Source organism: Nocardioides plantarum, from assembly GCF_006346395.1.
GTDB lineage: Bacteria > Actinomycetota > Actinomycetes > Propionibacteriales > Nocardioidaceae > Nocardioides > Nocardioides plantarum.
On the sequence record NZ_VDMS01000001.1, the window covers coordinates 2,214,413 to 2,238,724 of the forward strand.

At 71.7% G+C, this 24,312-nt stretch carries 23 protein-coding genes; 14 read left to right on the forward strand and 9 right to left on the reverse strand.

What is annotated here, in order from left to right; translation table 11 throughout:
- Positions 1-205 precede the first annotated feature (205 nt).
- Positions 206-1,156, reverse strand: a complete 951-nt coding sequence (locus FJQ56_RS10420) for a hypothetical protein (RefSeq protein ID WP_140009327.1) — start codon at positions 1,154-1,156, stop codon at positions 206-208.
- A 124-nt stretch (positions 1,157-1,280) separates the two neighbouring features.
- Positions 1,281-1,943 carry a helix-turn-helix transcriptional regulator gene (locus FJQ56_RS10425; RefSeq protein ID WP_140009328.1) on the reverse strand — a complete coding sequence of 221 codons (663 nt, stop codon included), beginning with the start codon at positions 1,941-1,943 and terminating at the stop codon, positions 1,281-1,283.
- A 102-nt stretch (positions 1,944-2,045) separates the two neighbouring features.
- Between FJQ56_RS10425 and FJQ56_RS10430 the strand changes: the two genes are divergently transcribed.
- Positions 2,046-2,324 (forward strand): GlsB/YeaQ/YmgE family stress response membrane protein, encoded by a 279-nt coding sequence (locus FJQ56_RS10430; protein WP_140009329.1) that lies wholly within the window; start codon positions 2,046-2,048, stop codon positions 2,322-2,324.
- Between the two features lie 246 nt (positions 2,325-2,570).
- Here FJQ56_RS10430 and FJQ56_RS10435 read toward each other — a convergent pair whose 3' ends face one another.
- Together FJQ56_RS10435 and FJQ56_RS10440 are read right to left on the reverse strand one after the other, a co-directional pair.
- Complete coding sequence (locus tag FJQ56_RS10435) at positions 2,571-3,626, reverse strand: threonine aldolase family protein (RefSeq protein WP_170215339.1); 1,056 nt, start codon at positions 3,624-3,626, stop codon at positions 2,571-2,573.
- A 107-nt stretch (positions 3,627-3,733) separates the two neighbouring features.
- On the reverse strand, positions 3,734-4,021 hold the full coding sequence (locus FJQ56_RS10440) for a putative quinol monooxygenase (RefSeq protein ID WP_140009331.1): 288 nt from the start codon (positions 4,019-4,021) through the stop codon (positions 3,734-3,736).
- A 48-nt stretch (positions 4,022-4,069) separates the two neighbouring features.
- Between FJQ56_RS10440 and FJQ56_RS10445 the strand changes: the two genes are divergently transcribed.
- Positions 4,070-6,088, forward strand: coding sequence for a M13 family metallopeptidase (locus FJQ56_RS10445; RefSeq protein ID WP_140009332.1), 2,019 nt, complete (start codon positions 4,070-4,072; stop codon positions 6,086-6,088).
- Positions 6,089-6,101: 13 nt separating this feature from the next.
- On the opposite strand, the gene FJQ56_RS10450 is transcribed toward FJQ56_RS10445, so the two are convergent.
- The gene (locus tag FJQ56_RS10450) at positions 6,102-6,323 is read right to left on the reverse strand and encodes a hypothetical protein (RefSeq protein ID WP_140009333.1); all 222 of its coding nucleotides are present in this window, start codon (positions 6,321-6,323) and stop codon (positions 6,102-6,104) included.
- Between the two features lie 125 nt (positions 6,324-6,448).
- Between FJQ56_RS10450 and FJQ56_RS10455 the strand changes: the two genes are divergently transcribed.
- The 6 genes from FJQ56_RS10455 to FJQ56_RS10480 all read left to right on the forward strand — a co-directional run bounded on the left by FJQ56_RS10455 (position 6,449) and on the right by FJQ56_RS10480 (position 12,530).
- Positions 6,449-8,572: a RecQ family ATP-dependent DNA helicase gene (locus FJQ56_RS10455; protein ID WP_140009334.1), complete on the forward strand. Its 2,124-nt coding sequence runs from the start codon at positions 6,449-6,451 to the stop codon at positions 8,570-8,572.
- 13 nt (positions 8,573-8,585) lie between these two features.
- Positions 8,586-8,915, forward strand: coding sequence for a helix-turn-helix transcriptional regulator (locus tag FJQ56_RS10460; RefSeq protein WP_140009335.1), 330 nt, complete (start codon positions 8,586-8,588; stop codon positions 8,913-8,915).
- Positions 8,902-9,399: a hypothetical protein gene (locus tag FJQ56_RS10465; RefSeq protein ID WP_140009336.1), complete on the forward strand. Its 498-nt coding sequence runs from the start codon at positions 8,902-8,904 to the stop codon at positions 9,397-9,399. The genes FJQ56_RS10460 and FJQ56_RS10465 overlap by 14 nt, the downstream gene beginning before the upstream one ends.
- A 27-nt stretch (positions 9,400-9,426) precedes the next feature.
- Positions 9,427-10,311 (forward strand): LLM class flavin-dependent oxidoreductase, encoded by an 885-nt coding sequence (locus FJQ56_RS10470; protein ID WP_140009337.1) that lies wholly within the window; start codon positions 9,427-9,429, stop codon positions 10,309-10,311.
- Positions 10,312-10,380: 69 nt separating this feature from the next.
- Positions 10,381-11,454: a hypothetical protein gene (locus tag FJQ56_RS10475; protein ID WP_140009338.1), complete on the forward strand. Its 1,074-nt coding sequence runs from the start codon at positions 10,381-10,383 to the stop codon at positions 11,452-11,454.
- Positions 11,455-11,495: 41 nt separating this feature from the next.
- Positions 11,496-12,530, forward strand: coding sequence for an NAD(P)H-dependent amine dehydrogenase family protein (locus FJQ56_RS10480; RefSeq protein WP_140009339.1), 1,035 nt, complete (start codon positions 11,496-11,498; stop codon positions 12,528-12,530).
- A gap of 85 nt (positions 12,531-12,615) precedes the next feature.
- On the opposite strand, the gene FJQ56_RS10485 is transcribed toward FJQ56_RS10480, so the two are convergent.
- Both FJQ56_RS10485 and FJQ56_RS10490 read right to left on the reverse strand, forming a co-directional pair.
- Positions 12,616-13,125, reverse strand: a complete 510-nt coding sequence (locus tag FJQ56_RS10485) for a hypothetical protein (RefSeq protein ID WP_140009340.1) — start codon at positions 13,123-13,125, stop codon at positions 12,616-12,618.
- Between the two features lie 63 nt (positions 13,126-13,188).
- Positions 13,189-13,620 carry a hypothetical protein gene (locus FJQ56_RS10490; RefSeq protein ID WP_140009341.1) on the reverse strand — a complete coding sequence of 144 codons (432 nt, stop codon included), beginning with the start codon at positions 13,618-13,620 and terminating at the stop codon, positions 13,189-13,191.
- A gap of 186 nt (positions 13,621-13,806) precedes the next feature.
- On the opposite strand from FJQ56_RS10490, the gene FJQ56_RS10495 reads away from it, so the two are divergent.
- The 4 genes from FJQ56_RS10495 (at position 13,807) to FJQ56_RS10510 (ending at position 19,752) form a co-directional block, all read left to right on the forward strand.
- Positions 13,807-16,533, forward strand: a complete 2,727-nt coding sequence (locus FJQ56_RS10495) for a DEAD/DEAH box helicase (protein WP_140009342.1) — start codon at positions 13,807-13,809, stop codon at positions 16,531-16,533.
- Positions 16,530-17,222, forward strand: a complete 693-nt coding sequence (locus tag FJQ56_RS10500; protein ID WP_140009343.1) for an SWIM zinc finger family protein — start codon at positions 16,530-16,532, stop codon at positions 17,220-17,222. Before FJQ56_RS10495 ends, FJQ56_RS10500 begins: the two co-directional genes overlap by 4 nt.
- An 87-nt stretch (positions 17,223-17,309) precedes the next feature.
- The gene (locus FJQ56_RS10505) at positions 17,310-19,073 is read left to right on the forward strand and encodes an ATP-binding protein (RefSeq protein WP_170215340.1); all 1,764 of its coding nucleotides are present in this window, start codon (positions 17,310-17,312) and stop codon (positions 19,071-19,073) included.
- Between the two features lie 361 nt (positions 19,074-19,434).
- Positions 19,435-19,752 carry a hypothetical protein gene (locus FJQ56_RS10510; RefSeq protein ID WP_140009345.1) on the forward strand — a complete coding sequence of 106 codons (318 nt, stop codon included), beginning with the start codon at positions 19,435-19,437 and terminating at the stop codon, positions 19,750-19,752.
- 52 nt (positions 19,753-19,804) lie between these two features.
- Here the strand turns inward: FJQ56_RS10510 and FJQ56_RS10515 are convergent, their stop codons facing one another.
- Together FJQ56_RS10515 and FJQ56_RS10520 are read right to left on the reverse strand one after the other, a co-directional pair.
- Positions 19,805-20,368 carry an SACE_7040 family transcriptional regulator gene (locus tag FJQ56_RS10515; protein ID WP_140009346.1) on the reverse strand — a complete coding sequence of 188 codons (564 nt, stop codon included), beginning with the start codon at positions 20,366-20,368 and terminating at the stop codon, positions 19,805-19,807.
- 9 nt (positions 20,369-20,377) lie between these two features.
- Positions 20,378-21,925, reverse strand: a complete 1,548-nt coding sequence (locus FJQ56_RS10520; protein ID WP_211350831.1) for an MFS transporter — start codon at positions 21,923-21,925, stop codon at positions 20,378-20,380.
- A gap of 113 nt (positions 21,926-22,038) precedes the next feature.
- Here FJQ56_RS10520 and FJQ56_RS10525 point away from each other — a divergent pair, with 113 nt between their 5' ends.
- The gene (locus FJQ56_RS10525) at positions 22,039-22,659 is read left to right on the forward strand and encodes a TetR/AcrR family transcriptional regulator (RefSeq protein WP_211350832.1); all 621 of its coding nucleotides are present in this window, start codon (positions 22,039-22,041) and stop codon (positions 22,657-22,659) included.
- Positions 22,660-22,713: 54 nt separating this feature from the next.
- A complete protein-coding gene (locus tag FJQ56_RS10530) occupies positions 22,714-24,261 on the forward strand; it encodes a carboxyl transferase domain-containing protein (RefSeq protein ID WP_140009349.1) in 1,548 nt (515 codons plus the stop codon).
- The last annotated feature ends 51 nt before the right edge of the window (positions 24,262-24,312 follow it).

Below are 24,312 nucleotides of genomic sequence, written 5' to 3' on the forward strand. Positions count from 1 at the left end.
CGAGGCAGCCGGTGCCGTGGCTCGACCTCCTCCGGATCCTTCCGCAAGGGCCCGCGGTGCCCCTGCGAGGTGGCGGGAGGCATCCAGCAGTCGGCCTCGACAAGGACGCGAGCCCCACTCCCGCCGGGGGAGTGGGGCTCGGTCGTCGTCGTGCGTGGCGCGGTCGGGGGTCACCGACCCGTCGATGCGCGCGACGTGGCCCGGGTCAGGCGGCGTAGCCCGTGACGTAGTGGACGCCGTCGTTGTTGCCGGTCCGGTTGGTGCTGAAGTAGAGCTTGTTGCTCTCGGGGCTGATCCCGACGCCCTCGATCTCGAACTTGGCGTAGTTGGCGCTGGTGATGTCGATGTCGATGCCGCTGTTGGGCGACACCGGTTGGGTCTTGGGCAGGGAGATGGTCGGCGCGATGTTGTCGTACACCAGGACCCTGCTGCGGTTCGCGCGGGTGATGGGCCGGTAGAAGCGCTGCGTCGCGGCGTCGTAGTGGACGCCTTGAGACGCCCAGCCGTCCGGCTTGCCGTTCATCGTGAACGCCTTCGCGAGGTGGATGTCGTTGGCGCTGCCTCCCTCGGCGGTCACGTCGAGGCTCCCGTGGTAGACCTTGTCGTCGGTGCTGAAGAAGAAGTCCACGGTGTTGCCGTTCTGGGAGATCTTGCTCAGGCCGCTGACGCCCAGGGTGTCCGTGCCGTTCAGGATGTTGTAGGTGTGGTCCCACTCGTAGCTGGTGCCGTCGTACTTCAGCTTGACCAGCTGCTTGGCGCTGTTGGCGCCGTCGTCGCTGCCGAACATGGTGACCACGAACATGTAGGTCTGATCACCCACGGTGACGATCTGCATGTCGTTGGCGTGCCCGAGCCAGGTGTTGACGTTGGAGTCGCTCGTCGCGTTGTGCATCAGCTCCCGGTCGCCGGTCTCGCGGTTGAACCGGTAGATGACCGACTTCTTGTGGTCCGAGTCGGTCTTGATGGTGTAGAGGAAGTTTCTGGTCACGGCGAAGCCCTGCGCCGCTGTGCAGGCATCCGAGCCGCAGTCGTAGTCGGGTATCTCGGCCTTGGTCGTGTAGCCCGTGTAGCTCGCGGCCTGGCTGGGCGTGGCCATCGTGACCGTGGCGGCCAGGACGGACGTCATCAGCATCGCCAGCTTGCGTGTTGTTCTCACGTGGTTCTCCCGAGAGTCGATGGATGGTGGTGACGGGGCTAGACCCGTCGACACGAGGTCTGCCCCGACGTTGTCGATGTCAACCACCGTGCGTCCACCATGCGCCCCGCGACATCCACTCCGGTCACGGACCCCCGCGCCAGTGCTCGATGCGTCGGTGGTCGGGCAGGAACCCGTTGCGCACTCCCCAGAGGACCGCCTGGGTCCGGCTCTCGACGTCGATCTTGCGGTAGAGACCGCGGATGTAGGACTTGACCGTGTTGGGGCTCAGGTAGGTCAGCGCGGCGACCTCGGCGTTGCTCTTGCCCTGGGTGATGAGGGCGAGGACCTCCGCCTCCCGGTCGGAGAGTCCTTCGCCGCGGCCGGGCCAGTCGCCGGCGGTGTTGCGGGCCTTGGGTGCCGAGGCACTGACCACGATCTCGCCGGCGTGGACGGCCTCGAGCGCGGCCACCAGGTCGCGGGCGCTCAGGGCCTTGGACAGGTAGCCGTGCACACCGAGGTCGCGGGCCATCGCGACGAGCTCCGGGTGGAAGTTCCAGGTGTAGACCACGACCCGGCGGGCCAGGGGGTTGTCGATCAGCGTCTTGATCTCGTCGTGGTCGGACTCGGGCTGCGCGAACGAGTCGTAGAGCGCGATGTCGACGTCGTCGATCACGGCCTTGTTGGTGTCGAGCTCGGCCACCACGACCCGGTCGCGGTAGGGCTCCAACATGTTGGCGACCCCGACCACCACCACGTCGTAGTCGTCGACGAGGGCGACCTGGATGGGGTCACGAGGGCTGCTCATACGGGCACCCTAACCGCCCTAGGGGTGTGTCGCACCCCTCAGGGGGGTGGTTGCGTACACCCCAAGGGCCGCGACCGGCAGCCTCGAAGGAAAGGCACTCACATGCTCGGACTCATCCTGACCATCATCGTCGTCGGCGCCATCGCCGGCTTCGTGGCTCGTCTCCTCGTCCCCGGCCGGCAGGACCTCTCGATCGTGGCCACGATCGTGCTCGGCATCGTCGGTTCGTTCGTCGGCGGGTTCCTGGGCTACCTGCTGTTCGGCAAGGACGCCGGCGACGGGCTGCTCCAGCCCGCGGGCATCATCGGCTCGATCATCGGCGCGGTCATCGCGCTGCTGATCTGGACGGCGTCGCAGCGCCGGACCGGCGCTCGGGTCTAGTGGTGCGGGTCCGACGTTCTTGATGGCTTGGCGTGCTCAGGGTGCGTGCCTTCGCGGTGGCGGCGGTCCGACGGCATACCTGGTCGTCTTCCGAGGATCGTCGCTGCCGCGAGGTGCGTGCCCTCAGTGCGCGAAGCGGCCAAGAACGTCGGCCCCGTGCCACTAGGACACGCTCCAGGACCCACGCGCACGACAGCCGCCGGCTCGAGCCGGCGGCTGTCGTGCGTCCGGGCGGCGCCGACTGGGTCAGGTGGGCCGTGGGGAAGCAGATGGCCCGAGCAGCTCACCGATCAGCCCGGCGATCTCGACCGCGTCCAGCTCCAGCGCACCCTCGCCGACCGCGATCTCGCAGTGCACCCGGCCCGGCTGGTCGGTGGGCGACCAGGGCGAGGTCAGTAGCAGCCGGTGCTCCTCGGCGTACGACGCCAGGCGGCGGTTGACGTCGTCGGGCTCACCGTCGGCGTAGAGGAGGAAGGTGCCCGTGTGGGGCACCGGAGGCACCACGGTCACCGACGCCGGCAGCGCGGCGGTCATCGCGCGGGCCCAGCGCACGCAGTCGCCCATCAGGGGCAGCCGGTCGCGGAGCCCGACCAGGGCGGAGACGACCTCGGGGGTGGACCGGAAGAGGGTGCCGCCCATCCGCCGCCGCCAGCGCCGCGCCTCGTCGATGACGTCGGGCGCGCCGACCAGCGCGGCGCCGGCCAGACCGCCGAGACCCTTGTAGAACGAGACGTAGACGGTGTCGGCGAGAGCAGTGATCTCGGACAACGGCCGGTCGAGGTGGGTCTGCGCCTCCCAGAGGCGGGCGCCGTCGACGTGCAGCCGCACCCCGCGCTCGCGGCAGGCGGCCGACAGCGCCGCGAGCTCGTCGTACGTCGGCACGAGGCAGCCGGCGTCGCGCAGCGGGATCTCGACGAGCACGGCGGCCAGCCGCCCGGGGATCGCGGCGAGGTGGTCGGCGGTGGCGACGACAGGGCCGGTCGTGAGGTGCTCGACCTCCAGCTGCTGCAGGATCCGCGGGCCGTCGAGCTCGTGCACGAGCAGGTGGCTGAGGTCGGGCATGGCCACCCGCCGACTGCCCGCGCGGTCGCACCAGATGCGCAGCGCGACCTGCTGGGCCATGACCCCGGAGGGGAAGTACGCCGCCGACTCGGCCCCGAGCACCGAGGCGACCTCGGACTCCAGGCGGGCCACGGCTCCGCGCTCGCCGTAGCCGTCCCACTCGTCGATGTCGAGCTCATGGCAGGCGGTCGCGAGCTCGGCGAAGACCTCGGCCGGGGTCTGGAACGGCCGGCCCGGCACGGTGCGGGTGCAGGCACGCGCGGCGGCGCGCAGGCGGGGGCCGAGGTCGGCGTCGACCGTCGGATCAGGTGTCGGACCGGTCGGCGGACCGGTCGGCGAGCCGGGGATCAGACCTCTCCCAGCACGTGGATCGCGATCTCGCCGGCCAGCAGCGGCCCGGCGACCTCGAACGCCTCGGCGACGTGGGGCTGGGACATGTGGGCGTCGAGGTCGGCCTGCGCGCGCCACTCCTCGATGGTGACGAACGTGCCCGGCACCGACGTCGAGGCGAAGACCTCGTAGCGCAGGCATCCCTCGTCGGAGCGCGAGGCGGCGGCCAGCCCGGCCAGGGCCGGTCCGGCCTCGTCGACGCGGGCGGGGTCGATCGGGATGGTGGCCACCACGTGAAGGGTCATGCCAGGGACAGTACGGCGACAGCCGTCACCCGGATAGTGTCGATTCCCGTGAGCATTCTCGACGACGCCCGCGAGGGCATGGACCTCGACATCCGCCCCCAGGACGACCTGTTCGGCCACGTCAACGGACGCTGGCTCGAGACCGTCGAGATCCCGAGCGACCGCTCGAGCTGGGGTCCGTTCGTGCAGCTGGCCGACGCTGCCGAGGCGCAGGTCAGGATGATCATCGAGGAGCTCGCGGTCTCGACAAGCTCGACCACCGAGGGGGGCTCGACCACCGAGGGGGGCTCGACCACCGAGGGGGGCTCGACCACCGAGGGGGCCGTCGACGAGGACGCGCGCAAGATCGGCGACCTCTACGCCTCCTTCATGGACACCGATGCGATCGCGGCCCGCGGCACCGAGTCGCTGCGCCCGCTCATCGACGCGGTCGGCGCGCTGCGCGACACCCGCGACCTGGCGGCGTTCCTGGGTGAGTTCGAGCGGATCGGCGGACACGGCGTCTTCGGGTCCTACATCGACAACGACGACAAGAACTCCGACCGCTACCTCACCAACCTCTACCAGGGCGGGCTCGGGCTCCCCGACGAGTCCTACTACCGCGACGACAAGTTTGCCGACAAGCGCGCGGCGTACGTCGACTACCTGACCAGGCTGCTGACCCTCGGCCGTCACGAGAACGCGCCCGAGGCCGCCCAGACGATCCTCGGCATCGACACCCGGATCGCCGCCGGCCACTGGGAGCGGGCCGAGACCCGCGACGTGCAGAAGACCTACAACCTGATGACCTACGCCGAGCTGGTGGCGCTGTGCCCGAGCTTCGACTGGGACGCCTACGTCCGCAACCTCGGCGGCAGCCGCGAGACGATCGCCGAGGTCTGCGTCCGGCAGCCGTCGTTCTTCGCGCACCTGTCGACCGTGCTCGACGAGGTGCCGATCGAGGACTGGAAGGCCTGGCTGCTCAGCCACGTGCTGCGCTCGGCCGCGGCGTACCTCACCGACGACTTCGTCGAGACCAACTTCGACTTCTACGGCCGCACCCTCAACGGCACCCCCGAGCTGCGCGCCCGCTGGAAGCGCGGCGTCGCGATCGTCGAGGGCGCGCTCGGCGAGGCGGTCGGCAAGGTCTACGTCGAGCGGCACTTCCCGCCCGAGAGCAAGGCGCTGATGGACGAGCTGGTGGGCGACCTGATGGAGGCCTACCGCCAGTCGATCGAGCAGCTCGACTGGATGACCGACGCCACGAAGCAGCGGGCCTACGAGAAGCTCGCGACCTTCCGGCCCAAGATCGGCTACCCCGACACGTTCCGCGACTACAGCGCGCTGAGCGTCGACCGCGGCGACCTGCTCGGCAACGTCTACTCCGCCGCGGCGTTCGAGACCGACCGCCAGCTGGCCAAGATCGGCTCGCCGGTCGACCGCGACGAGTGGTTCATGCTGCCGCAGACCGTCAACGCCTACTACAACCCGGGCACCAACGAGATCTGCTTCCCCGCCGGCATCCTGCAGCGGCCGTTCTTCGCCCCCGACGCGCTGGCAGCCGAGAACTACGGCGGCATCGGCGCCGTCATCGGCCACGAGGTCGGCCACGGGTTCGACGACCAGGGCGCGCAGTACGACGGCCAGGGCAACCTCAACGACTGGTGGAGCCCTGACGACAAGGCGGCCTTCGAGGTGAAGTCGAAGGCCCTGATCGCGCAGTACGACGCCTTCTCGCCTCGCGCGCTGCCCGGTGAGACCGTCAACGGCGCGCTCACCGTCGGCGAGAACATCGGCGACCTGGGCGGCCTCACCATCGCCCTCAAGGCGTTCGCGATCAACCGCGCCCGCCACGGCGAGGAGGTCACGCAGGAGGGCCGCGAGACGCTCTTCCTCAACTGGGCCTACGTGTGGCGCACCAAGCGGCGTACGGAGCAGGAGCAGCAGTACCTCACGATCGACCCGCACAGCCCGCCGGAGTTCCGCGCCAACATCGTGCGCAACCTCGACGAGTTCCACGAGGTCTTCGGCACCGCCGAGGGCGACGGGCTGTGGCTCGACCCGGCCGAGCGCGTCCGCATCTGGTAGCCGCCGGTCGCCCTCAGCGCACGACCACCGCCAGCACCGGGCGGTGGTGCTGCTGCTCGGCGCGGCTGCGCAGGCCGCCGCGGCGGCGTACGGCGTTGGTCACGAAGACGACCTGCTCGCGCTCCGGGAGCGCACCGCTGGTGACGACGGGGACGACGGCGGGGGCGGGGGAAGGGGCGGGAGCAGGCAGCTCGTGCAGGGTCACGGTGGTGCGGGAGGGGGGCGTCTGGCGCATGGGGGGAACTGTCCTCACGGCCCTTCGGGAATCCTGGGTGAATCCTGTCCGGATCCTCACGACGCCGGAGCGACCCTGTGGAGGACGGCTCCGGGCTGTCGGGGGGCGCTGGTAGACAGGCGGGCATGTCCACCCTCCAGTCCGGCGCCGACCTGACCGCCACCCGCGCCTCCGCCGAGGCGCACCTGCGCGCGCTGGTCGGTCGTGACGACGCGGTGCTGCGCGACGACCAGTGGACCGCGATCGAGGCGCTCGCGGTCGGGCGCCGCCGGGCGCTGGTCGTGCAGAAGACGGGCTGGGGCAAGTCGGCGGTCTACTTCGTGGCGACGCTGCTGCTGCGCGACCAGGGTGCTGGGCCGACGGTGATCGTCTCGCCTCTGCTGGCCCTGATGCGCAACCAGATCGCGGCGGCCGAGCGGGCCGGCATCCGCGCGGTCACCATCAACTCCACCAACCTCGAGCAGTGGGACGAGACCCACCGCGCGATCGCGGCAGGCGAGGTCGACGTCCTGTTGGTGAGCCCCGAGCGGCTCAACAACCCGGGCTTCCGCGACGAGGTGCTGCCGCGGCTCGCGGCGACCTGCGGGCTGCTCGTGGTCGACGAGGCCCACTGCATCAGCGACTGGGGCCACGACTTCCGCCCCGACTACCGCCGCATCCGCACCCTGCTGACCGAGCTGCCGGCCGGCATCCCCGTGCTCGCGACGACGGCGACCGCCAACGCGCGGGTCACCGCCGACGTCGCCGAGCAGCTGCAGTCCTCGAGCGTCGAGCCGGTCGCGACCCTGCGCGGCTCGCTCGACCGCGAGTCGCTGCGGCTCGGCGTGGTCCGCCTCAAGACGGCTCAGCAGCGCCTGGCCTGGCTCGCCGACCACCTGTCCGAGCAGCCCGGCTCGGGCATCGTCTACTGCCTGACGGTCGCGGCGACCCACGAGGTCGCCGACTACCTCCGCTCGCGCGGTCACGAGGTCGCCGCCTACTCCGGGCAGACCGAGACCACCGAGCGGGCCGCGCTCGAGGAGGCGCTGGTCACGGGCCGGGTCAAGGCGCTGGTCGCCACCAGCGCCCTCGGCATGGGCTTCGACGCGACGCTCGGCTTCGTGGTCAACCTCGGGGCGCCGCAGTCGCCGGTCGCCTACTACCAGCAGGTCGGCCGTGCCGGTCGTGGCGTGCCGGCCGACCCCGGCGCGACCGTGGTGCTGCTGCCCGCGCTCGAGGACCGCGACATCTGGGCCTACTTCGGCTCGCTGTCCTTCCCGCCCGAGGAGCTCGTGCGCCAGACGCTCGAGGTGCTCACCGCCGAGGGCCGGTTGATGTCGACGAGCGCGCTCGAGACCCGGGTCGAGCTCAGCCGCAACCGGCTCGAGCAGATGCTCAAGGTGCTCGACGTCGACGGCGCCGTACGCCGGGTCCGCGGCGGGTGGGAGGCGACCGGCCGGCCGTGGTCCTACGACGAGGAGCGCTACCGGCGGGTGCGCGAGGCCCGCGAGCGCGAGCAGCAGGCGATGCTCGACTACCTCGCCACCGACGGCTGCCGGATGCGGTTCCTGCGCGACCAGCTCGACGACCCGGGGGCCGTCGACTGCGGTCGTTGCGACAACTGCGGCGGCCTCACGCTCGACTCCGTGGTCTCCGACGCCGCGGTCGCCGAGGCGGGCGCGCGGCTGTCTCGCCCCGGGGTCCCGGTCGAGCCCCGCAAGATGTGGCCCACCGGCCTCGCCTCGATGGGCATCGAGCTCAAGGGCAAGATCAGCGCGGGCGCCGACGAGGGCCGCGCGATCGCCCGGCTCACCGACCTCGGTCACGGCCAGGCGCTGCGCGACCTCTTCCGCCCCGGCGCCGGCGACGGTCCGGTCCCGCCCGGCCTGGCCACGGCCCTGGTCGAGGTGCTGATGGACTGGCGGCCCCAGGTCGACGGGCTCGTCGTCGTCGAGTCGCTGAGCCGCCCCGAGCTGACCGCCGACCTGGCCGCCAACCTGTCCCGCTTCCTGAAGAAGCCACTGCTCGGCCGCTACGCCGTGGTCGACCCCGACCTCGAGCCCGGCAGGGGCGCGATGAACTCCGCCCAGCGGGTCTCGGTCGTCGGCCGCCGCTTCGCACTCGAGCTCGACGAGCCGGTCGAGGGGCGCTCGCTGCTGCTCGTCGACGACCTGTCGGTCACCGGCTGGACCCTCACCCGGGCCGCCGTCGCCCTGCGCGCGCGGGGCGCGACCGCGGTCAAGCCGCTGGTGCTGGCCGTCGAGCGTTGATAGCGTCAGTGCTATGGGCACGATGGGAAACGACCTGGTGCGGGAGGCGCGCAAGCGGGCCCGGCTGACCCAGCGCGAGCTGGCCGAGTTGGCCGGCACCACGCAGAGCGCCATCGCCCGGCTCGAGTCGGGCCGGACCAGGCCGACCTTCGACAGCGTGCTGAGGATGGTCCGGCTGTGCGGCATGGATCTCGACGTGATGCTCGTCGAGCGCGACGACTCCGACTGGGTCCAGGCTCAGCGGCTGCTCGCACTGACCCCCGCCGAGCGGGTCGCCAGGGCGGTTCGGACCGCGCGGACCATGCAGCGGATTCGTGGTGGTCAGCGCGATGACGCTGCGTGAGTACGATCCGGGCGCGATCCTGGCGGTGCTGGTCGAGCGCCGGGTCGACTTCGTCCTCATCGGCGGGCTGGCCGCGATCTCCCACGGATCCCCCTTCCCGACCGAGGACGTCGACGTGACTCCCGAGCGGAGCAGGCACAACCTGGACCGGTTGTCCGACGCGCTGCGGGAGCTCGGTGCGCGGATCCGCGCTGACGGGATCGACGACGGACTCCCCTTCGAGCACGACGGGGCGTCCCTGGCCGCTGCGGACGTCTGGAACCTCGTCACCGACCGCGGTGACCTCGACATCTCCATGGTCCCGAGCGGTACCGACGGCTACGCCGACCTCCTGACGGACTCGGCCGGGACGGAGATCATGGGCGTGGGAGTGCGCGTCGCGTCCTTGGCCGACGTCATCCGCAGCAAGCAGGCCGCCAACCGTCCCAAGGACCAGCGGGTCCTCCCCACGTTGCGCGAGCTGCTCGACCGCCGCCGGGGTTGAGCCACCCTCGTCACTAAGGTCGAGTCCATGCGCTTCGGCCTCACGATCCTGACCGACCTCCCCTGGGCCGAGGCCCGTCCGCGCTGGCAGGCGGCCGAGGAGATGGGGTTCGACCACGCGTGGACCTACGACCACCTGGTGTGGGGCGGGCTGCCCGAGGCGCCGTGGACCACCGCGACCCCGGTGCTCGGGGCCGTCGCCCAGGTCACCTCGACGATCGGGCTCGGCACCCTGGTCGTCTCGCCCAACTTCCGCCACCCCTACCTGCTGCTGCGCGACGCGCAGGCGCTCGACGACCTCAGCGGCGGGCGGTTCCTGCTCGGGGTCGGCACCGGTGGCAACCTCGACTCCTCGATCCTGGCCCTGCCCGAGCTGTCGGTGCGCGAGCGGGTCGACCGGTTCCAGGAGTTCGTCGAGACCCTGGTCGCGCTGCGCGACGGCGACCACGTCACCCGCGACGGTCGCTGGTTCTCCGTGGCCGACGCCCGCACGCTGCCCCCGTTGCGGCGCACCCCGCTGCTCGTCGCCGCCAACGGCCCGCGGTCGCTCCGTTTCGCCGCGCGGGTCGGTGACGGCTGGGTGACCACCGGGCCCAACGCGGAGTCCGACGAGGAGTGGTGGAGCGGCCTGGCCGCCGCCGCGGCGACGTACGACGAGGCGCGGGCGGCGGCCGGGCGCGGCCCGGCGCCGCGCTACCTCATGACCGACGCGGCCCCTCGGCTCGCTCGCCACGGCCGGTTCGCGCTCAGCAGCCGCGGCTACTTCGAGGAGGTTGCCGGACGAGCGGCCGACCTCGGGTTCACCGACCTGGTGACCCACTGGCCGCGCCCCGACGAGCCCTACGCCGGCGACGTCGCCGTGCTCGAGGAGGTCGCACGCGACGTGCTGCCGGGGCTGCGCGACGCGGGCTGAGGCCCGGCTGACTCCCCGGTGGGTGCCGGATTGACGGATTCCGGGCGCCGTTCGGCTTAGGGTCCGCCCATGAGCTCCCTCGACCCCACCGCCCCCACCCCGCGTGATCCCGCCCCGGACCGCGGGCCGCTCCTCACCCTGCGCCGACCCGAGGTGCGCCGCGACAGCGTCGCCGTCGCCCTGGGGGTCGCGTTCCTCGCGGCCGCCGTGGTCGTGTCGGGCACCCGCGCCCGGTCCGGGCCGAGCGGCGACCTCGACCTCACGGTGTTCCTCGTCGGTGTCGCCGCCACCGTCGTCCTGCTCGGGTTCGGCGTCCTCGCCCGGGCGAGCGTCGCCGATCGCGTCACCGCGCACGCGCTGATGTCGTGGCCGCTGGCCTTCGGCACCGTGGGTGCCGGCCTGATGCTCGGCATCCTCCTCGACGACGGCACCAGCACGACGTACATCGCCGGCGCCCTGGTGATCGCGCTGGCCGCCGCCAGCTACCTCCTGGTGCCGAGCGCCCCGCCGGTGGTCGCCGGCATCTTCGGGGTCCTCCTGGTCTACGGGCAGGCCTTCACCGACGTCGTCGACTTCGACGTCGTCGAGGACAACGGCTTCAAGACCTTCGCGTTCGCGGTGTTCCTCTTCGTCGCCATCGTCACCGCCATCGGCTGGGTGCTGCCGCCGGCGCGGACCGTCGTACCGGTCGTCGTGGGCGTCGGCGCCGTGGTCGCCTACGCCGGGCTGATGGCCGCGATCGCCGTCACGGCGATCTTCGTCGGCGGGTTCGCCGAGCTCGACGAGAGCGGCGAGACGCCCGAGCCGCCGAGCTACGACGGTGACGTCTACACCCTGTTCGCCTTCGCGGCGGTGCTCGTCGTCGGCTGGCTCGTCCTGGGCTACCTCACCGACGCCACCGGCTACCGGGTGATCATCGTGGCCATGGTCGCCACGGTGTTCCCCGCGGGCATCTCGCTGCTGGCCGTCGAGCACCCGACCGTCTGGGGTGTTGTGGTCGCCGTGCTCGGCACCCTGGTCCTCGCGGTCGTCGGCGCCCGCGCCGCGTCGCACCGGTCGACCGGGTCGGCCACGCCGACCGGCCCGACCGGCCCGACCGGCCCGCCCCCGTCGACCCCGCCCCCCGGCCCCTACGCCGGCTGAGCTCGTTGCCCGCAGACTAGAACACGTTCTAGTCTGCGGGCATGGCCCTGCGTGTGATCCAGTGGACGACCGGCAACATCGGGCGTCGCTCGCTCGCCGCGATCATCGACCGGCCCGACCTCGAGCTAGTCGGGGTCTACGCCCACGGCGCCGACAAGGTCGGCCAGGACGCGGCCGCGCTGTGCGGTAGGGCGGAGCCGACCGGGGTCCTGGCGACCGACGACGTCGCGGCGCTGGTCGCGCTGGGGGCGGACGCGTGTTGCTACAACCCGTTGTGGCCCTCGATCGACGACCTGGTCACCCTGCTCGAGCACGGCGTCAACGTCTGCACCAGCGCCGCCTGGATCACCGGCGCCAAGCAGACCGCCGAGGACCGGGCCCGTATCGAGAGGGCCTGCGAGGTGGGTGGGTCCTCGATCTTCGGGTCGGGCGCGCACCCCGGCATGACCAACCTGGTCGGCATGGTGCTCAGCGGGTCGTGCGAGCGGGTCGACGAGATCCGGATCACCGAGTCGGTCGACTGCTCGACCTACGAGTCGGCCGCCACCCAGACCGCCATGGGCTTCTCGCAGGACCCCACCACCCCCGGGCTGGCCGAGTCCGTACGTCGCGAGAGCGAGGTCTTCGCCGAGTCGGCCGCGATGATGGCCGACGCGCTGGGCGTCACCCTGGACCGGCTCACCTTCGACGTGGAGTTCTCGGTCGCCACGGACGACTCCGACCTCGGGTTCATGACGATCCCGGCCGGCACCGTGGGCGGGGTGATGGGCTACCACCGCGGCTGGGTGGGGGAGCGCAACGTCGTCAGCGTTGGCTTCAACTGGACCATGGGGCAGCACGTGGTCCCGCCCAAGCCGCTGGCCCACGGTCACGTCATCCAGGTGTTCGGGGTGCCCAACATGCGCACCGTCATCCACTGCCTGCCGCCCGCGGACTGGTCGGAGGGGTTCATGGACCTCGGCATGATCTACACCGCGATGCCGGTCACCAACGCGGTCCCGCGGGTCGTGGCCGCCCCGCCCGGCATCGTCACCCTCGCCGACCTGCCCCCGATCACGGGGCGCGTCGTGGTGTGACCCGCCTCGCGGCTTTATGGTGTCTTATGAAACCTCCATTCATAAGGATTCATCACGTGTGGTCGACTCACCGACCAGGGCCGCCTCAGCAGGTGAAGGTGGCCTCGATCCGGACCTTCTCGTCGCTGCCGATCTCTGGTGCGTCCGCCTGGATCGTGGCGCCGCTTCCGTCGGCCTCCACGTCGACCGACCCCTCACCGAACGGCACCGCGAAGCTGCGACCGTCGGCGAGCAGGGTCACCGTCGCGTCGTCGAAGCCGTTGCCGACGGCGCTGACCGTCAGCATGTAGCCGTCGTGGTTGCTCTGGTAGGTGGCCGGCGGCGCGACGTCGCTCTCGCTGACGTCGACCTTGGCGCCGCCTGACCACTGGGCCGTGAGCGCGCCGCCGAGCGTGACGTCGGAGTCGCAGTCCTCGCCCTGCAGGGCCGGGACGTCGCCGGCGTCGTCGTCGCTGGTGTCGCTGGTGTCGCTGGTGTCGGAGGTGTCGTCGGAGGTGTTGTCGGAGTCGTCGCCACCGCAGCCGGTGAGCAACAGGAGCGGTACGGCGGCGAGAGCCGCCAGGCGGGCACGGGTCGGGGGAGTCAGGGTGGTCACGAGCGCATCGTGCGCGAGGGGCGTTCGAGAACGGTGACGGAATCGTTCGGGTCAGGCCGCTCGTCAGGCGGCGCCGGACAGCGCGTCGTAGGGCAGGGGGACGAGGTCGACGTCGGTGGCCAGGTGCACCACCTCGGTCCGTACGCCGGCCTCGCGGCACGCCCTGACCAGGCCGTGCGCCCACGCCCGGTCGACTTCGGTGACGCCGGTCCCGCCGGGCCGGGAGAGCAGGAACGCCCAGCGCCCCGCCGGCGCGAGGTCGTCGAGCAGGGTGCGGGTCAGGTCGGCGAACCCGGCGAGCAGGTCGGGGTCGGGCGCCTCGTCGCAGCCCTCGACCTCGGTGAGCCCGGGCAGGGGGCGGTCGTCGGCGTCGAGCAGCATCAACCAGACGCTGCTGCGCGAGAAGCCCAGCGGCTCCATGAGGTGGCGCCAGGCGCGCTCGAGGTCGGCCTGGGTACGGATGGTCGGGCGGAAGGGTTCCGACAGATCGGTCATGCGTCCCAGCGTGGACGACATCGCCGATCGCCGCTCGCGTCATCCACAGGCCCCGCGAGGCCGGCGGGAACTCCTTGTCGGCACGGGCCGTTACGGTCTGAGTCTGCCCTCCCGTCGAGCCGCCGCTCGGCCCCGCCCACCCCCGCCCACCCCCGCCCACCCCCGCCCACCCCGCAGAGGAGGCCCGTGAGCTTCGTCCCGGTCACCGGCGTCGCGACCTTCCGCGCCGCGGTCCCCCCGCGCGACAGCGTCGTCGAGTTCAGCGACGAGCGGCGCACGGTCGCGCTGCCGATGCGAGCCGCCCTGCCGGTGCTGACCAAGGTGCGCGGTCGCGACGACGTCCACCCCAGCGTGGGGCTGTTGTCGGGGGCGGTGCTACTCGGCATGCGGCTGGTCGCCGACGGCAAGTTCGAGCCCGGCGAGGGGGCCTGGCGGATCGCGCCGCTCGACGAGCGCGACACCGAGCGGGTGACCCTGCTGGCCGACGCCCGGGTGCACGACGACCTCGACGCCGAGGCCGCCGTGGCGGTGGTGCGCGGGGTTCTCGACGCCATCGCCGACACCATGCCGCGCAGTGCTCCGATGGCGCCCGCCCGCCGTACCCCGCCCGCGCCGGTGGCCGCGACGCCCACCCCCACCACGCAGCCCGACTTCGCCGACCGCCTCCAGGCCCGCATCGCCCGCCACCGCACGGCCGCGGCGCGGGCCGACCTGCCCCAGCTCGTGCGGCTGTCGCTGCGGGTCGAGGCCGACGAGGAGGAGCTCGTGGCCGGGTCGCTGCGGGTGGTGCTGCAGGTGCACGACGAGCAGGACCCGCTCCACCTGTGCGACGCCGCGGTGCTGTTCACCGCCGACCACGAGACCCACGGGTTCGGCGACCGGGCGCGCACCCACGCCAGCATCGCCCTGCGTGCGGCGGCCGAGGCCTGGCCGGCGCTCGACCGGATGCTCGCGCTGCGGGTGCCCGACGAGATCGGCCTCGACCACGACGAGCTCGTCAGCCTGCTCGAGGGCGGGGTCGCGGCCCTGGCCGAGCGGGGCGTCGACGTGTTGTGGCCCAAGGCGCTGGGCCACGACCTGACGTCGTCGGCCGTCCTCGATCTCGCCCCCTCGCGCACCGCTCCCGGCGGCGCCGCCCGCGAGGAGCCGCTCAACCAGCCGCTGCTGTCGACCGAGACGCTGTTCAGCTTCCGGTGGCAGCTGGCGCTGCACGGCGACCCGCTCACCGACGACGAGATGGACCAGCTCGCCCAGGCGGCCTCGCCGGTGCTCAAGCTCCGGGGCGCGTGGACCGTCGTCGACCCGGCCACCGCGCGCAAGGCCCGCAAGCGCCTGATCCGCACCGCCAAGCCCGCCCAGGCCCTCGCCGCGGCGCTGACCGGCGTGGTCGAGGTCGCGCCCGACACCGACACGGCCGTCGTCGTGGGCGCGAGCCTGCTCCGGGTGCGTGACCGGCTGCTCGCAGCGGCGTCCCGCGAGCCGATCGAGCCGCCCGCGGGTCTGCACGCCCACCTGCGCGACTACCAGCGCCACGGCCTCACCTGGCTCGCCGACCTGACCGCGCTGGGGCTCGGCGGCTGCCTGGCCGACGACATGGGCCTGGGCAAGACCATCACGGTGATCGCGCTCCACCTGCACCGCGTCGCGGCCGGGGCGACCGGTCCGACCCTGGTCGTCTGCCCCGCCAGCCTGCTCGGCAACTGGGAGAACGAGATCCGCCGCTTCGCCCCCGGCGTCGAGACCCGGCGGTTCCACGGCACCGAGCGCGACCTCGAGGGCGCCGTGCAGGGGGGCGGCTTCGTGCTCACCACCTACGGCACGATGCGCGTCGGGGCCGACGACCTGGCCGCGGTCTCGTGGGACCTCGTGGTGGCCGACGAGGCCCAGCACGTCAAGAACCCCGCCTCCTCGACGGCCCGCCGGCTGCGCTCGATCCCGAGCGCGGCGCGGGTCGCGCTGACCGGCACCCCCGTCGAGAACAACCTCACCGAGCTCTGGGCGATCCTCGACTGGGCGGTCCCCGGCCTGCTCGGCAGTCGCGGCGCGTTCCGCAAGGCGTGGGCCGGGCCGATCGAGTCGGGCGACGAGCCGAGCAAGGCCCGCCAGTTCGCCGACCTCGTCGGACCGTTCCTGCTGCGCCGCCGCAAGTCCGACCCCGGCATCGCCCCCGAGCTGCCGCCCAAGACCGAGACCGACCACCCGCTCACGCTGACCCGCGAGCAGGTCGTCCTCTACGAGGCGTTCGTCCGCGACACCATGGACCGCATCGAGCGCTCCGACCCCGACGCCCGACGCGGCCTGGTGCTCGCTCTGCTCACCGGTCTGAAGCAGATCTGCAACCACCCGGCGCAGTTCCTCAAGCAGTCCGGCGCGGTCCGCCTCGCCGGTCGCTCCGACAAGCTCGACCTGCTCGACGAGCTCGTCTCGACCGCCGTCGCCGAGGGCGGCTCGGTGCTCGTCTTCACCCAGTACGTCGCCATGGCCCGTCTTCTCGAGTCCCACCTCGACAAGGCCGGCCACCGCTCCCAGCTCCTCCACGGCGGCACGATGGTGCGTGAGCGCGAGCGGATGGTCGAGCGCTTCCAGGCCGGCGAGGTGCCGGTGTTCCTGCTGTCGCTCAAGGCCGGCGGCACCGGCCTCAACCTGACCCGCGCCGACCACGTCGTCCACGTCGACCGCTGGTGGAACCCCGCCGTCGAGGAGCAGGCCACCGACCGCGCCTACCGGATCGGCCAGACCCGCCCGGTCCAGGTGCACCGGATGATCATGCGCGGCACCGTCGAGGAGAAGGTCGCCGAGCTGCTCACCCGCAAGCGCGCCCTGGCCGACTCCGTCCTGGGCCGCGGCGAGGCGGCGCTGACCGAGCTCGACGACGACGACCTGCGTGACCTCGTCACCCTGAGACCGGCATGACCGCGGCCGTGGTCGCTCACCCACCCGTCGCGGCCCGGCGGGGCGCGACGCGGTCCTCGACCTGGTGGGGCAAGGCCTGGGTGCGTGCGGTCGAGGAGGCGGCGTACGCCGAGGGCGACCTGCGGCGGGGCCGCACCCTGGCCCGCAGCGGACGGGTCGGCGGCATCTCGATCACGTCGGGCCGGATGGTCGCCGCCGTGAGCGACGAGCACGGCCTGTTCACCGTCGACTGCCGGCTGCCCGAGCTCGACCCCGAGGGTCGGGCCACCCTCGTCGAGGTCGTCGCCGCCGAGTCCGGCCGGATCGGCTCGCTGCTGGCCGGCCAGCTGCCCCACTCGCTGGTCGAGCACGCCGACGAGGCTGGTGTCGAGCTGCTCCCCTTCGGCACCGAGCTCGAGACCACCTGCACCTGCGTCGGCTGGCTCGACCCCTGTCCCCACGCGCTCGCGGTGCTGTCGCAGGTCGCCTGGCTGGTCGACGCCGACCCGCTGGTCCTGCTCCACCTGCGCGGCCTGCCCCGCGACGACCTCCTGGCCGGCCTGCACGCCCGCACCGTCACCGCCGTCGCCCAGACCGGCGAGGTCGACGCCGCCTACCTCGACACCGCCCTCGACGCCGCGGCCCGGGCCGCGCGGCTGCTCGACGTCATCGACGGCGACGACGACGCCCGCATCGACCACCTGCTGTAGAGAATCTTCTTATGGCAGCTGAGCCCGCGGGCCGTTGTCCATAATTAACCTTCTCCATTAGTTATGGGATGGTGCATAGTGAGACCTGTGGCCATAAGTTTCGGCGCTGACCCCGTGCGAGCCGAGGTACGTGACCTGTTGGACAGAATCGATCGCGGTGAGCTCGTCGATCACACGGTCGAGCGGCAACGGGTCGACCTGAAGGAAGAAGCCGGCCGTCGCGATGCCAGCGGCAGACCTGGGCCAGGGTCGGCAAACAACGAGGCTGCCGCCAAGAAGTTGGCTGGTGAAGCGGCCTGTATGGCCAACACTCCAGGCGGCGGTGCGCTGATCGTCGGCGTTGCCAACGATGGCGCACTGTTGGGGGCTGATCTCGACGAGGAGTGGCTTCGACAACGCATCTACGCGCTGACTGACCGTCGGCTCACGGTGGACGTTGACGTGGTGCATGTGTGCAACACGAGACTTCTCGCCGTGGTAGTGCCTACTGCGGTCGAACCCATCCGATGGAACAACAAGATCCACTGGCGGGTCGGCGACTCCTGTGTCGAGGTCGATGCCTCGACGTGGCACGCCAAGCGGATGAGCCAGCTCCACTACGACTGGTCAGCGGAGGAGTCCAACGCACCGGCTGAGAGCGTCCGACCTCAGGCCATGGGCGCAGCACGCGACTTCCTTCTGGACTCAGGGGACGGCGGGGCCGCCGACCTCGCCGGCTCGAGCGACATGCAGATTCTCCGTCGTCTGAATGCCGTCACCGGCCGGGGCATGCTCACCAATGCCGGCGTGCTCGCCTTCGTCGGGCGGCAGGCTCCTGCGCTGGACTACGTGCACCGGGACTATGCCGGCGGGGACAGCACCGCGCGGGTCAGGCGGTCCGATCGGTCGTTGCTCGAAGAGCTGCAGGAAGTATTCGTCACCATCGATGCCAACAATGCGACCCGGCACGTGCAGACCGGATTGGCAATCGGGCAGGTGCGTGACATCCCCAGGCTTGCGGCTCGCGAGGCAGTCGTGAACGGGGTTGCTCACCGTGAGTGGGGTGTCCCGGACCCAACGGTGATCGAACACGTCGGACGTACTCTGCGCGTGACGAGTCCCGGGGGCTTCTTCGGTGGGGTCACCGAGGCGAACATCATCACGCATCCCTCGCAGTCGCGTAACCGCACGCTGACGCAACTCCTGGCCGACCTCCGCGTGGCCGAGCGAGAAGGCATCGGCGTCGATCGAATGGTCCGCGAGATGGTTCGGGTCGGCCACCAGCCGCCAGACATCCGCGAGATCAACGGCCCCTACGTCCGTGTGTCACTTGTCGGCGACGCGCTCGACGAGGCATGGGTCGGCTGGCTCGGGAGGATCCAGCCCAAGGACGAGACGAGGGACATCAACTCGCTGCTGATCTTGCGACGGCTGGTGATGAGCGGGTGGGTCGACGTCACCGTCGCCGCTCCCATCATCCAGCTGACAGTCGAGGAGGCGCGCGGCGCGATCCTCAAGCTCGCCGCAGCCACGGTGGGAAGCATTCCCGTGCTTGTCCTCGTGGATGGAGTCCCCGACGGAACCGAGCCGGTCTGGCGGCTCGCCCCAGAAGTCCTGGACGACTTGGTGACGGCCGATCGCGCGCTCGGAACCCACCGCCACACGCCCACCCGATCTGAGGTGGCACGTGCCTACGCGCGGGCACGAGGACGTATCAGCACCACGGAGCTCGGCTCGCTCGTCGGTGCGCGACCCAACAACGTCGGTGGCGTTCTCAAGGATCTTGAACAGGAAGGACTGCTGACGCCCTCTTCCGTGACGGGCAGGGGCCGAGGCTTCTACTACCGGTGGGCTGGCCCCGCGTCCGGCTAGTGGTCTGCAGTCACCGGCAACCGAAACAGGTGCCCGACCGCTGTAGGCGGTGTGAGCGAGGTGACCGACCTGCGACGTGACCGATCGGCGGGGACGACGACCTCGTTCGAGTCGTTCGCCGCGCCGGTACGACGGCCGCGGTGGTCGCGGGCATCGCGTTCGGTGCCGCGCAGCTCGACCGGTCCGGGTCGAGGTCGGAGGTCGCCGCCCCTTCCCCCAGCGCGTCCACCACGCCCAGCACGACCAGTACGACCCCGGCACCGCCGACCGACGTCGAGTGCCCGCCTGAGCTGCGCATCGATGGTCCTCGACCGGACGGTGTCGCCGCCGCGTTGCCCGAGGACGCCGTGGTGGTGCGGCTGTGCCCGACGAGGTGGTCAGCCTCTTCGCCGACCTCGTCAACGACGGCAGCAGCGACGCCCGAAGACTGACGACCGATGCATCGTTGGTGGACGTCGACGGGACGCTCGACGTCCAGGCCAATGACGTGACCGCTGCCGATCCCAGTGAAGGCCGGGAGCGGGCGGTCGTCAGCTCTCTCTACCGGGTCCTGCCACCCACCGCCCGACAGCCGTTCATCGACTACTGCGAGGCCACGATCCAGAAGTCGCGCCGACCGGGCGCCGTCTGGCAGATGGACGCGATCATCCTCGGTGAGGTCGTCCCCACCGGTCGATAGTCCCTGACGAAGTGGCCCCGATCCGGCGTACGAGGGGCCAGAACGTCAGGGACTATCGGCCGAGGAGCGCGCGCGTCGCCATCACGATCAGCAGTCCGCGCATCTCCTCGACTGGGAGCCGCCCGCTGTGGGGCGTGGAGTTGATCAGGCCGAACGCCGCGTGCGCGGACGCGCGGGCGGCGTCGAGACCGAGCTCCGGGTCGACCAGGCGCAGCTGCGCGGCCCACAGGTCGACGTACGCGCGTTGCAGGGTGCGGACCTGCTCGCGGGCGTCGTCGGGCAGGGAGGACCAGTCGCGGTCCTGGACGACGATGAGGGCCTTGTCGCGCAGCGCGAACTCGACGTGCCAGTCGACCAGCGCCGCCACCGCGGCCCGGGGGCCGGGCGCGGCCGCGACCCGCTCGCGCCCGACGAGCAGCAGCTGCTCGCTGATCGAGACCAGCATCTCGGCGAGCACGGCGTCCTTGGAGGCGAAGTGCTTGTAGAGCGCCGGGCCCGAGATGCCGCAGGCGGTGCCGAGCTCGGCGACCGAGACGCCGTGGAAGCCGCGCCTGGCGAACAGCTCCGCAGCGGTCGCCAGGATCTGCTCGCGGCGGGTCACCACGGCCTCGGTCATCGGGCCAGGTTATCGATCGTTCACCAGGACGTCGGGCTCCGTCTCGACGCGCGTCGCGTCGGGCGTGACCTCGGGCACCTCCCAGCCCCGGCCGGGGAGGGCGACCACGGCGAGGGCAGCGGCGACCAGGCAGAGCAGGCCGATCACGACCGTGGCGGCGGAGAGCCCGTCGAGGAAGGCTGCGTTGACGGCGGACTCGACGCCGGGCACCCGGGCGGCGAGGGCGTCGCCGAACCCGACCGACTCCTTCGCCTGGTCCAGCGTGGCGCCGTCGACCTTGCCGGTCAGGAGCAGGTCGAGGCGGTCGGCGTACAGGGAGGCGAAGAGCGAGCCGATCACGGCGACGCCGAGGGTGCCGCCGAGCTCGCGGGTCGCGTCGTTGACCGCCGAGCCGACACCGGCGCGGGCCGGGGGCAGCACCTGCATGATCGACTCGGTGGCCGGCGTGCTGATCAGGCCGATGCCCAGGCCCATCAGGACCATCTGCGGCACGATCGTGGTGGCGTACGACGTGTCGACGGCGATCGTCGAGATCCACAGGAACGACGCACCGAGCATGGCAAGTCCCGTGGAGACGACGGCCTTGGTGCCGATGCGCGGGGCCAGGTTGGCGCCGACGATGGAGGCCAGGGCGATGCACGTGGCGACCGGCAGGATGCGCAGGCCGGTGCCGAGCGCGGAGTAGTCGCGGGTGAACTGGAAGAACTGCGTGATCAGGAAGATGAACCCGAACAGCGCGAAGAAGGCGACGGTGACCGACGCGCAGGCGGCGCTGAACCGGCGGTCGAGGAAGAGCGTGACGTCGAGCATGGGGTGCGCCACGGCCCGCTCGAGGACGACGAAGACCGCGACGAGCACGGCGGCGACGGCGAAGCCGGCGAGCGTGGTCGGGCTGGTCCAGCCGTGGGCGGGGGCCTCGATGATGGTCCAGGTCAGCGACCCGAGCGCGGCGACCGAGACGAGCAGGCCGGGCTTGTCGAGCGCCGGGACCGCGGGGTCGCGTGACTCGGGCACGAAGGCCAGCGCCAGGGCGATGGTGACGACGCCGACGGGGACCAGTGCCCAGAAGACGCTGTGCCACGAGAAGTGCTCGAGCAGCAGGCCGCCGGTCACCGGGCCGAGCGCGACGCCCATGCCCGTAGCCGCGCCCCAGATGCCGAGGGCGGCAGCCCGCTCGCGTCGCTCGGTGAAGGTGTTGGCGATGATCGACAGGGTCGTGGGGAAGATCAGGGCGGCGCTGATGCCCATCACGAACCGCAGCGCGATCAGGGCCTCGACGCTGCCGACCAGGGCGGCCGCGCCGCTGCTGGCCGCGAAGCCCGCGAGCCCGACGATGAGCGCCGGTCGACGACCGAAGCGGTCGGACAGGCTGCCCATCGCCAGCACCAGGGCGGCGAAGGCCAGGTTGTAGCCGTCGACGACCCAGAGCAGGTCGCGGGTGCCGGCGTCGAGCTCGCGGGCCAGGCTCGGCAGCGCGACGTTGACGATCGTCGTGTCGAGGTTGATGGTCAGCGTCGCCAGGCAGACGGTGGCCAGGACCAGGGGCTTGCGGGTCACGGGGACTCCTCGGGGCGGGGCGCCGACGGTTGATGTTGATGGCGTCAACATGAGGATGGGTGAAGATGTGGGCGGTGTCAACATCTAGGTGTCGATCGTCTAGGGTCGATCGCGTGACCACCGCTCGCTACCACCACGGCAACCTGCGCGAGGCCCTCGCCGACGCCGCGGTCGAGTCGGCGCGCGAGCACGGCCCCGACGGCCTCGCCGTACGCGAGCTGGCCCGCCGGGTCGGGGTGTCGCACAACGCGGCCTACCGCCACTTCGCCGACCGCGACGCCCTGGTCGACGTCGTGGCCGAGCGGGCCATGAACGGCCTGGTCGAGGTGATGGAGCGCCGCATCGCCGGCGTCACCGAGACCCACCCGGTACGCCGGGCGCGCGCCCGGCTGACCGAGCTCGGCCGCGGCTACGTCGACTACGCGGTCGCCGAGCCGGGCCTGTTCCGGGTGCTGTTCACCGCCTACCCGGAGTTCCCCGAGATGGGCACCGGCACCGAGCCCGGCGACCCGTTCGCCATGCTCAACGCCGCCCTCGACGACCTCGTCGCCGTCGGCTACCTGGCCCCCCGGACCCGGGCCGGCGCTGCGATCACCTGCTGGTCGGCGGTGCACGGGTTCTCGGTGCTCTGCATCGAGGGGCCCCTGCGCGGACTGGCGCAGTCCGACCGCGACGCCGCCCTGGCCGCGATGCTCGACACCATCGACGCGGCGTACGGCGTCTCGACGACCTGAGCCACCGCGCCGACGACCATGGACGCGTTGGTTAACGATCGCTAACCTGGCGACGTGTCCGAACTCAGAGACCTCGTCGACGACCTCCGCGAGCGGCTGGCCGTCGTACGACGCGGTGGCAGCGACGCCGCCCGCACCAAGCACACCGACCGCGGCAAGCTCCTGGCCCGCGACCGCGTCGACCGGCTCCTCGACCCCGGCAGCCCGTTCCTCGAGCTGAGCGCGCTGGCCGCCGACGGCATGTACGGCGGCGGGGTGCCGTCGGCCGGCATCGTCACGGGCATCGGGCGCGTGCACGGCCGTGAGGTCCTCGTGGTCGCCAACGACGCGACCGTCAAGGGCGGCACCTACTACCCGATGACGGTCAAGAAGCACCTGCGCGCGCAGGCGGTCGCGGCCGAGAACCGGTTGCCGTGCGTCTACCTCGTCGACTCCGGTGGTGCGTTCCTGCCGCTGCAGGACGAGGTCTTCCCCGACCGCGAGCACTTCGGGCGGATCTTCTTCAACCAGGCCAACCTGTCCGCGGCCGGCATCCCGCAGATCGCCTCGGTGATGGGCTCGTGCACCGCCGGCGGCGCCTACGTGCCGGCGATGAGCGACGAGACCGTCATCGTCAAGGAGCAGGGCACGATCTTCCTCGGCGGCCCGCCGCTGGTGAAGGCCGCGACCGGCGAGGTCGTCACGGCCGAGGACCTCGGCGGCGGCGACGTGCACGCCCGCAAGTCCGGCGTGGTCGACCACCTGGCCGACGACGACGCCCACGCGCTGGCCATCGTCCGCGGCATCGTCGACACGCTCCCGGTCGCGACGAGCTCGACCGCCGAGGGGAGGCACTGGGAGGTCCGCGAGCCGGAGGAGCCCGCGCTCGACCCGGCCGGCCTCTACGACGTCGTGCCCGCCGACACCCGCACGCCCTACGACGTGCGCGAGGTGATCCGCCGCATCGTCGACGGGTCGCGCTTCCAGGAGTTCAAGGCGCTGTACGCCGAGACGCTGGTGACCGGGTTCGCCCACGTCTGGGGCCACCCGGTCGGCATCGTGGCCAACAACGGCATCCTGTTCAGCGAGTCGGCGCGCAAGGGCGCGCACTTCATCGAGCTGTGCAACCAGCGCGGCATCCCGCTGGTCTTCCTGCAGAACATCACCGGCTTCATGGTCGGCCGCGAGTACGAGAACGCCGGCATCGCCCGCGACGGCGCCAAGCTCGTCACCGCGGTCGCCTGCTCGGTGGTCCCGAAGTTCACCGTCGTCATCGGCGGCTCGTTCGGCGCCGGCAACTACGGCATGTGCGGCCGCGCCTACGACCCGCGGTTCCTGTGGATGTGGCCCAACGCGCGGATCTCGGTGATGGGCGGCGAGCAGGCCGCGTCGGTGCTGGCCACGGTCAACCCCACGCTCACGACCGACGAGGAGGTCGAGGCGTTCAAGGCCCCGATCCGCGAGCAGTACGAGACCCAGGGCTCGCCCTACTACGCCACCGCCCGCCTGTGGGACGACGGCATCATCGACCCCGTCGACACCCGCCGGGTGCTCGGCATGGGACTGGCCGCCGCCGCGCACGCTCCTGTGCCGGCGCCCTCCTACGGCATCTGGAGGATGTGATGCCCTCCGTGATCGAACCTGTTTCCTCGGTGATCGAGCCTGTCTCCTCGG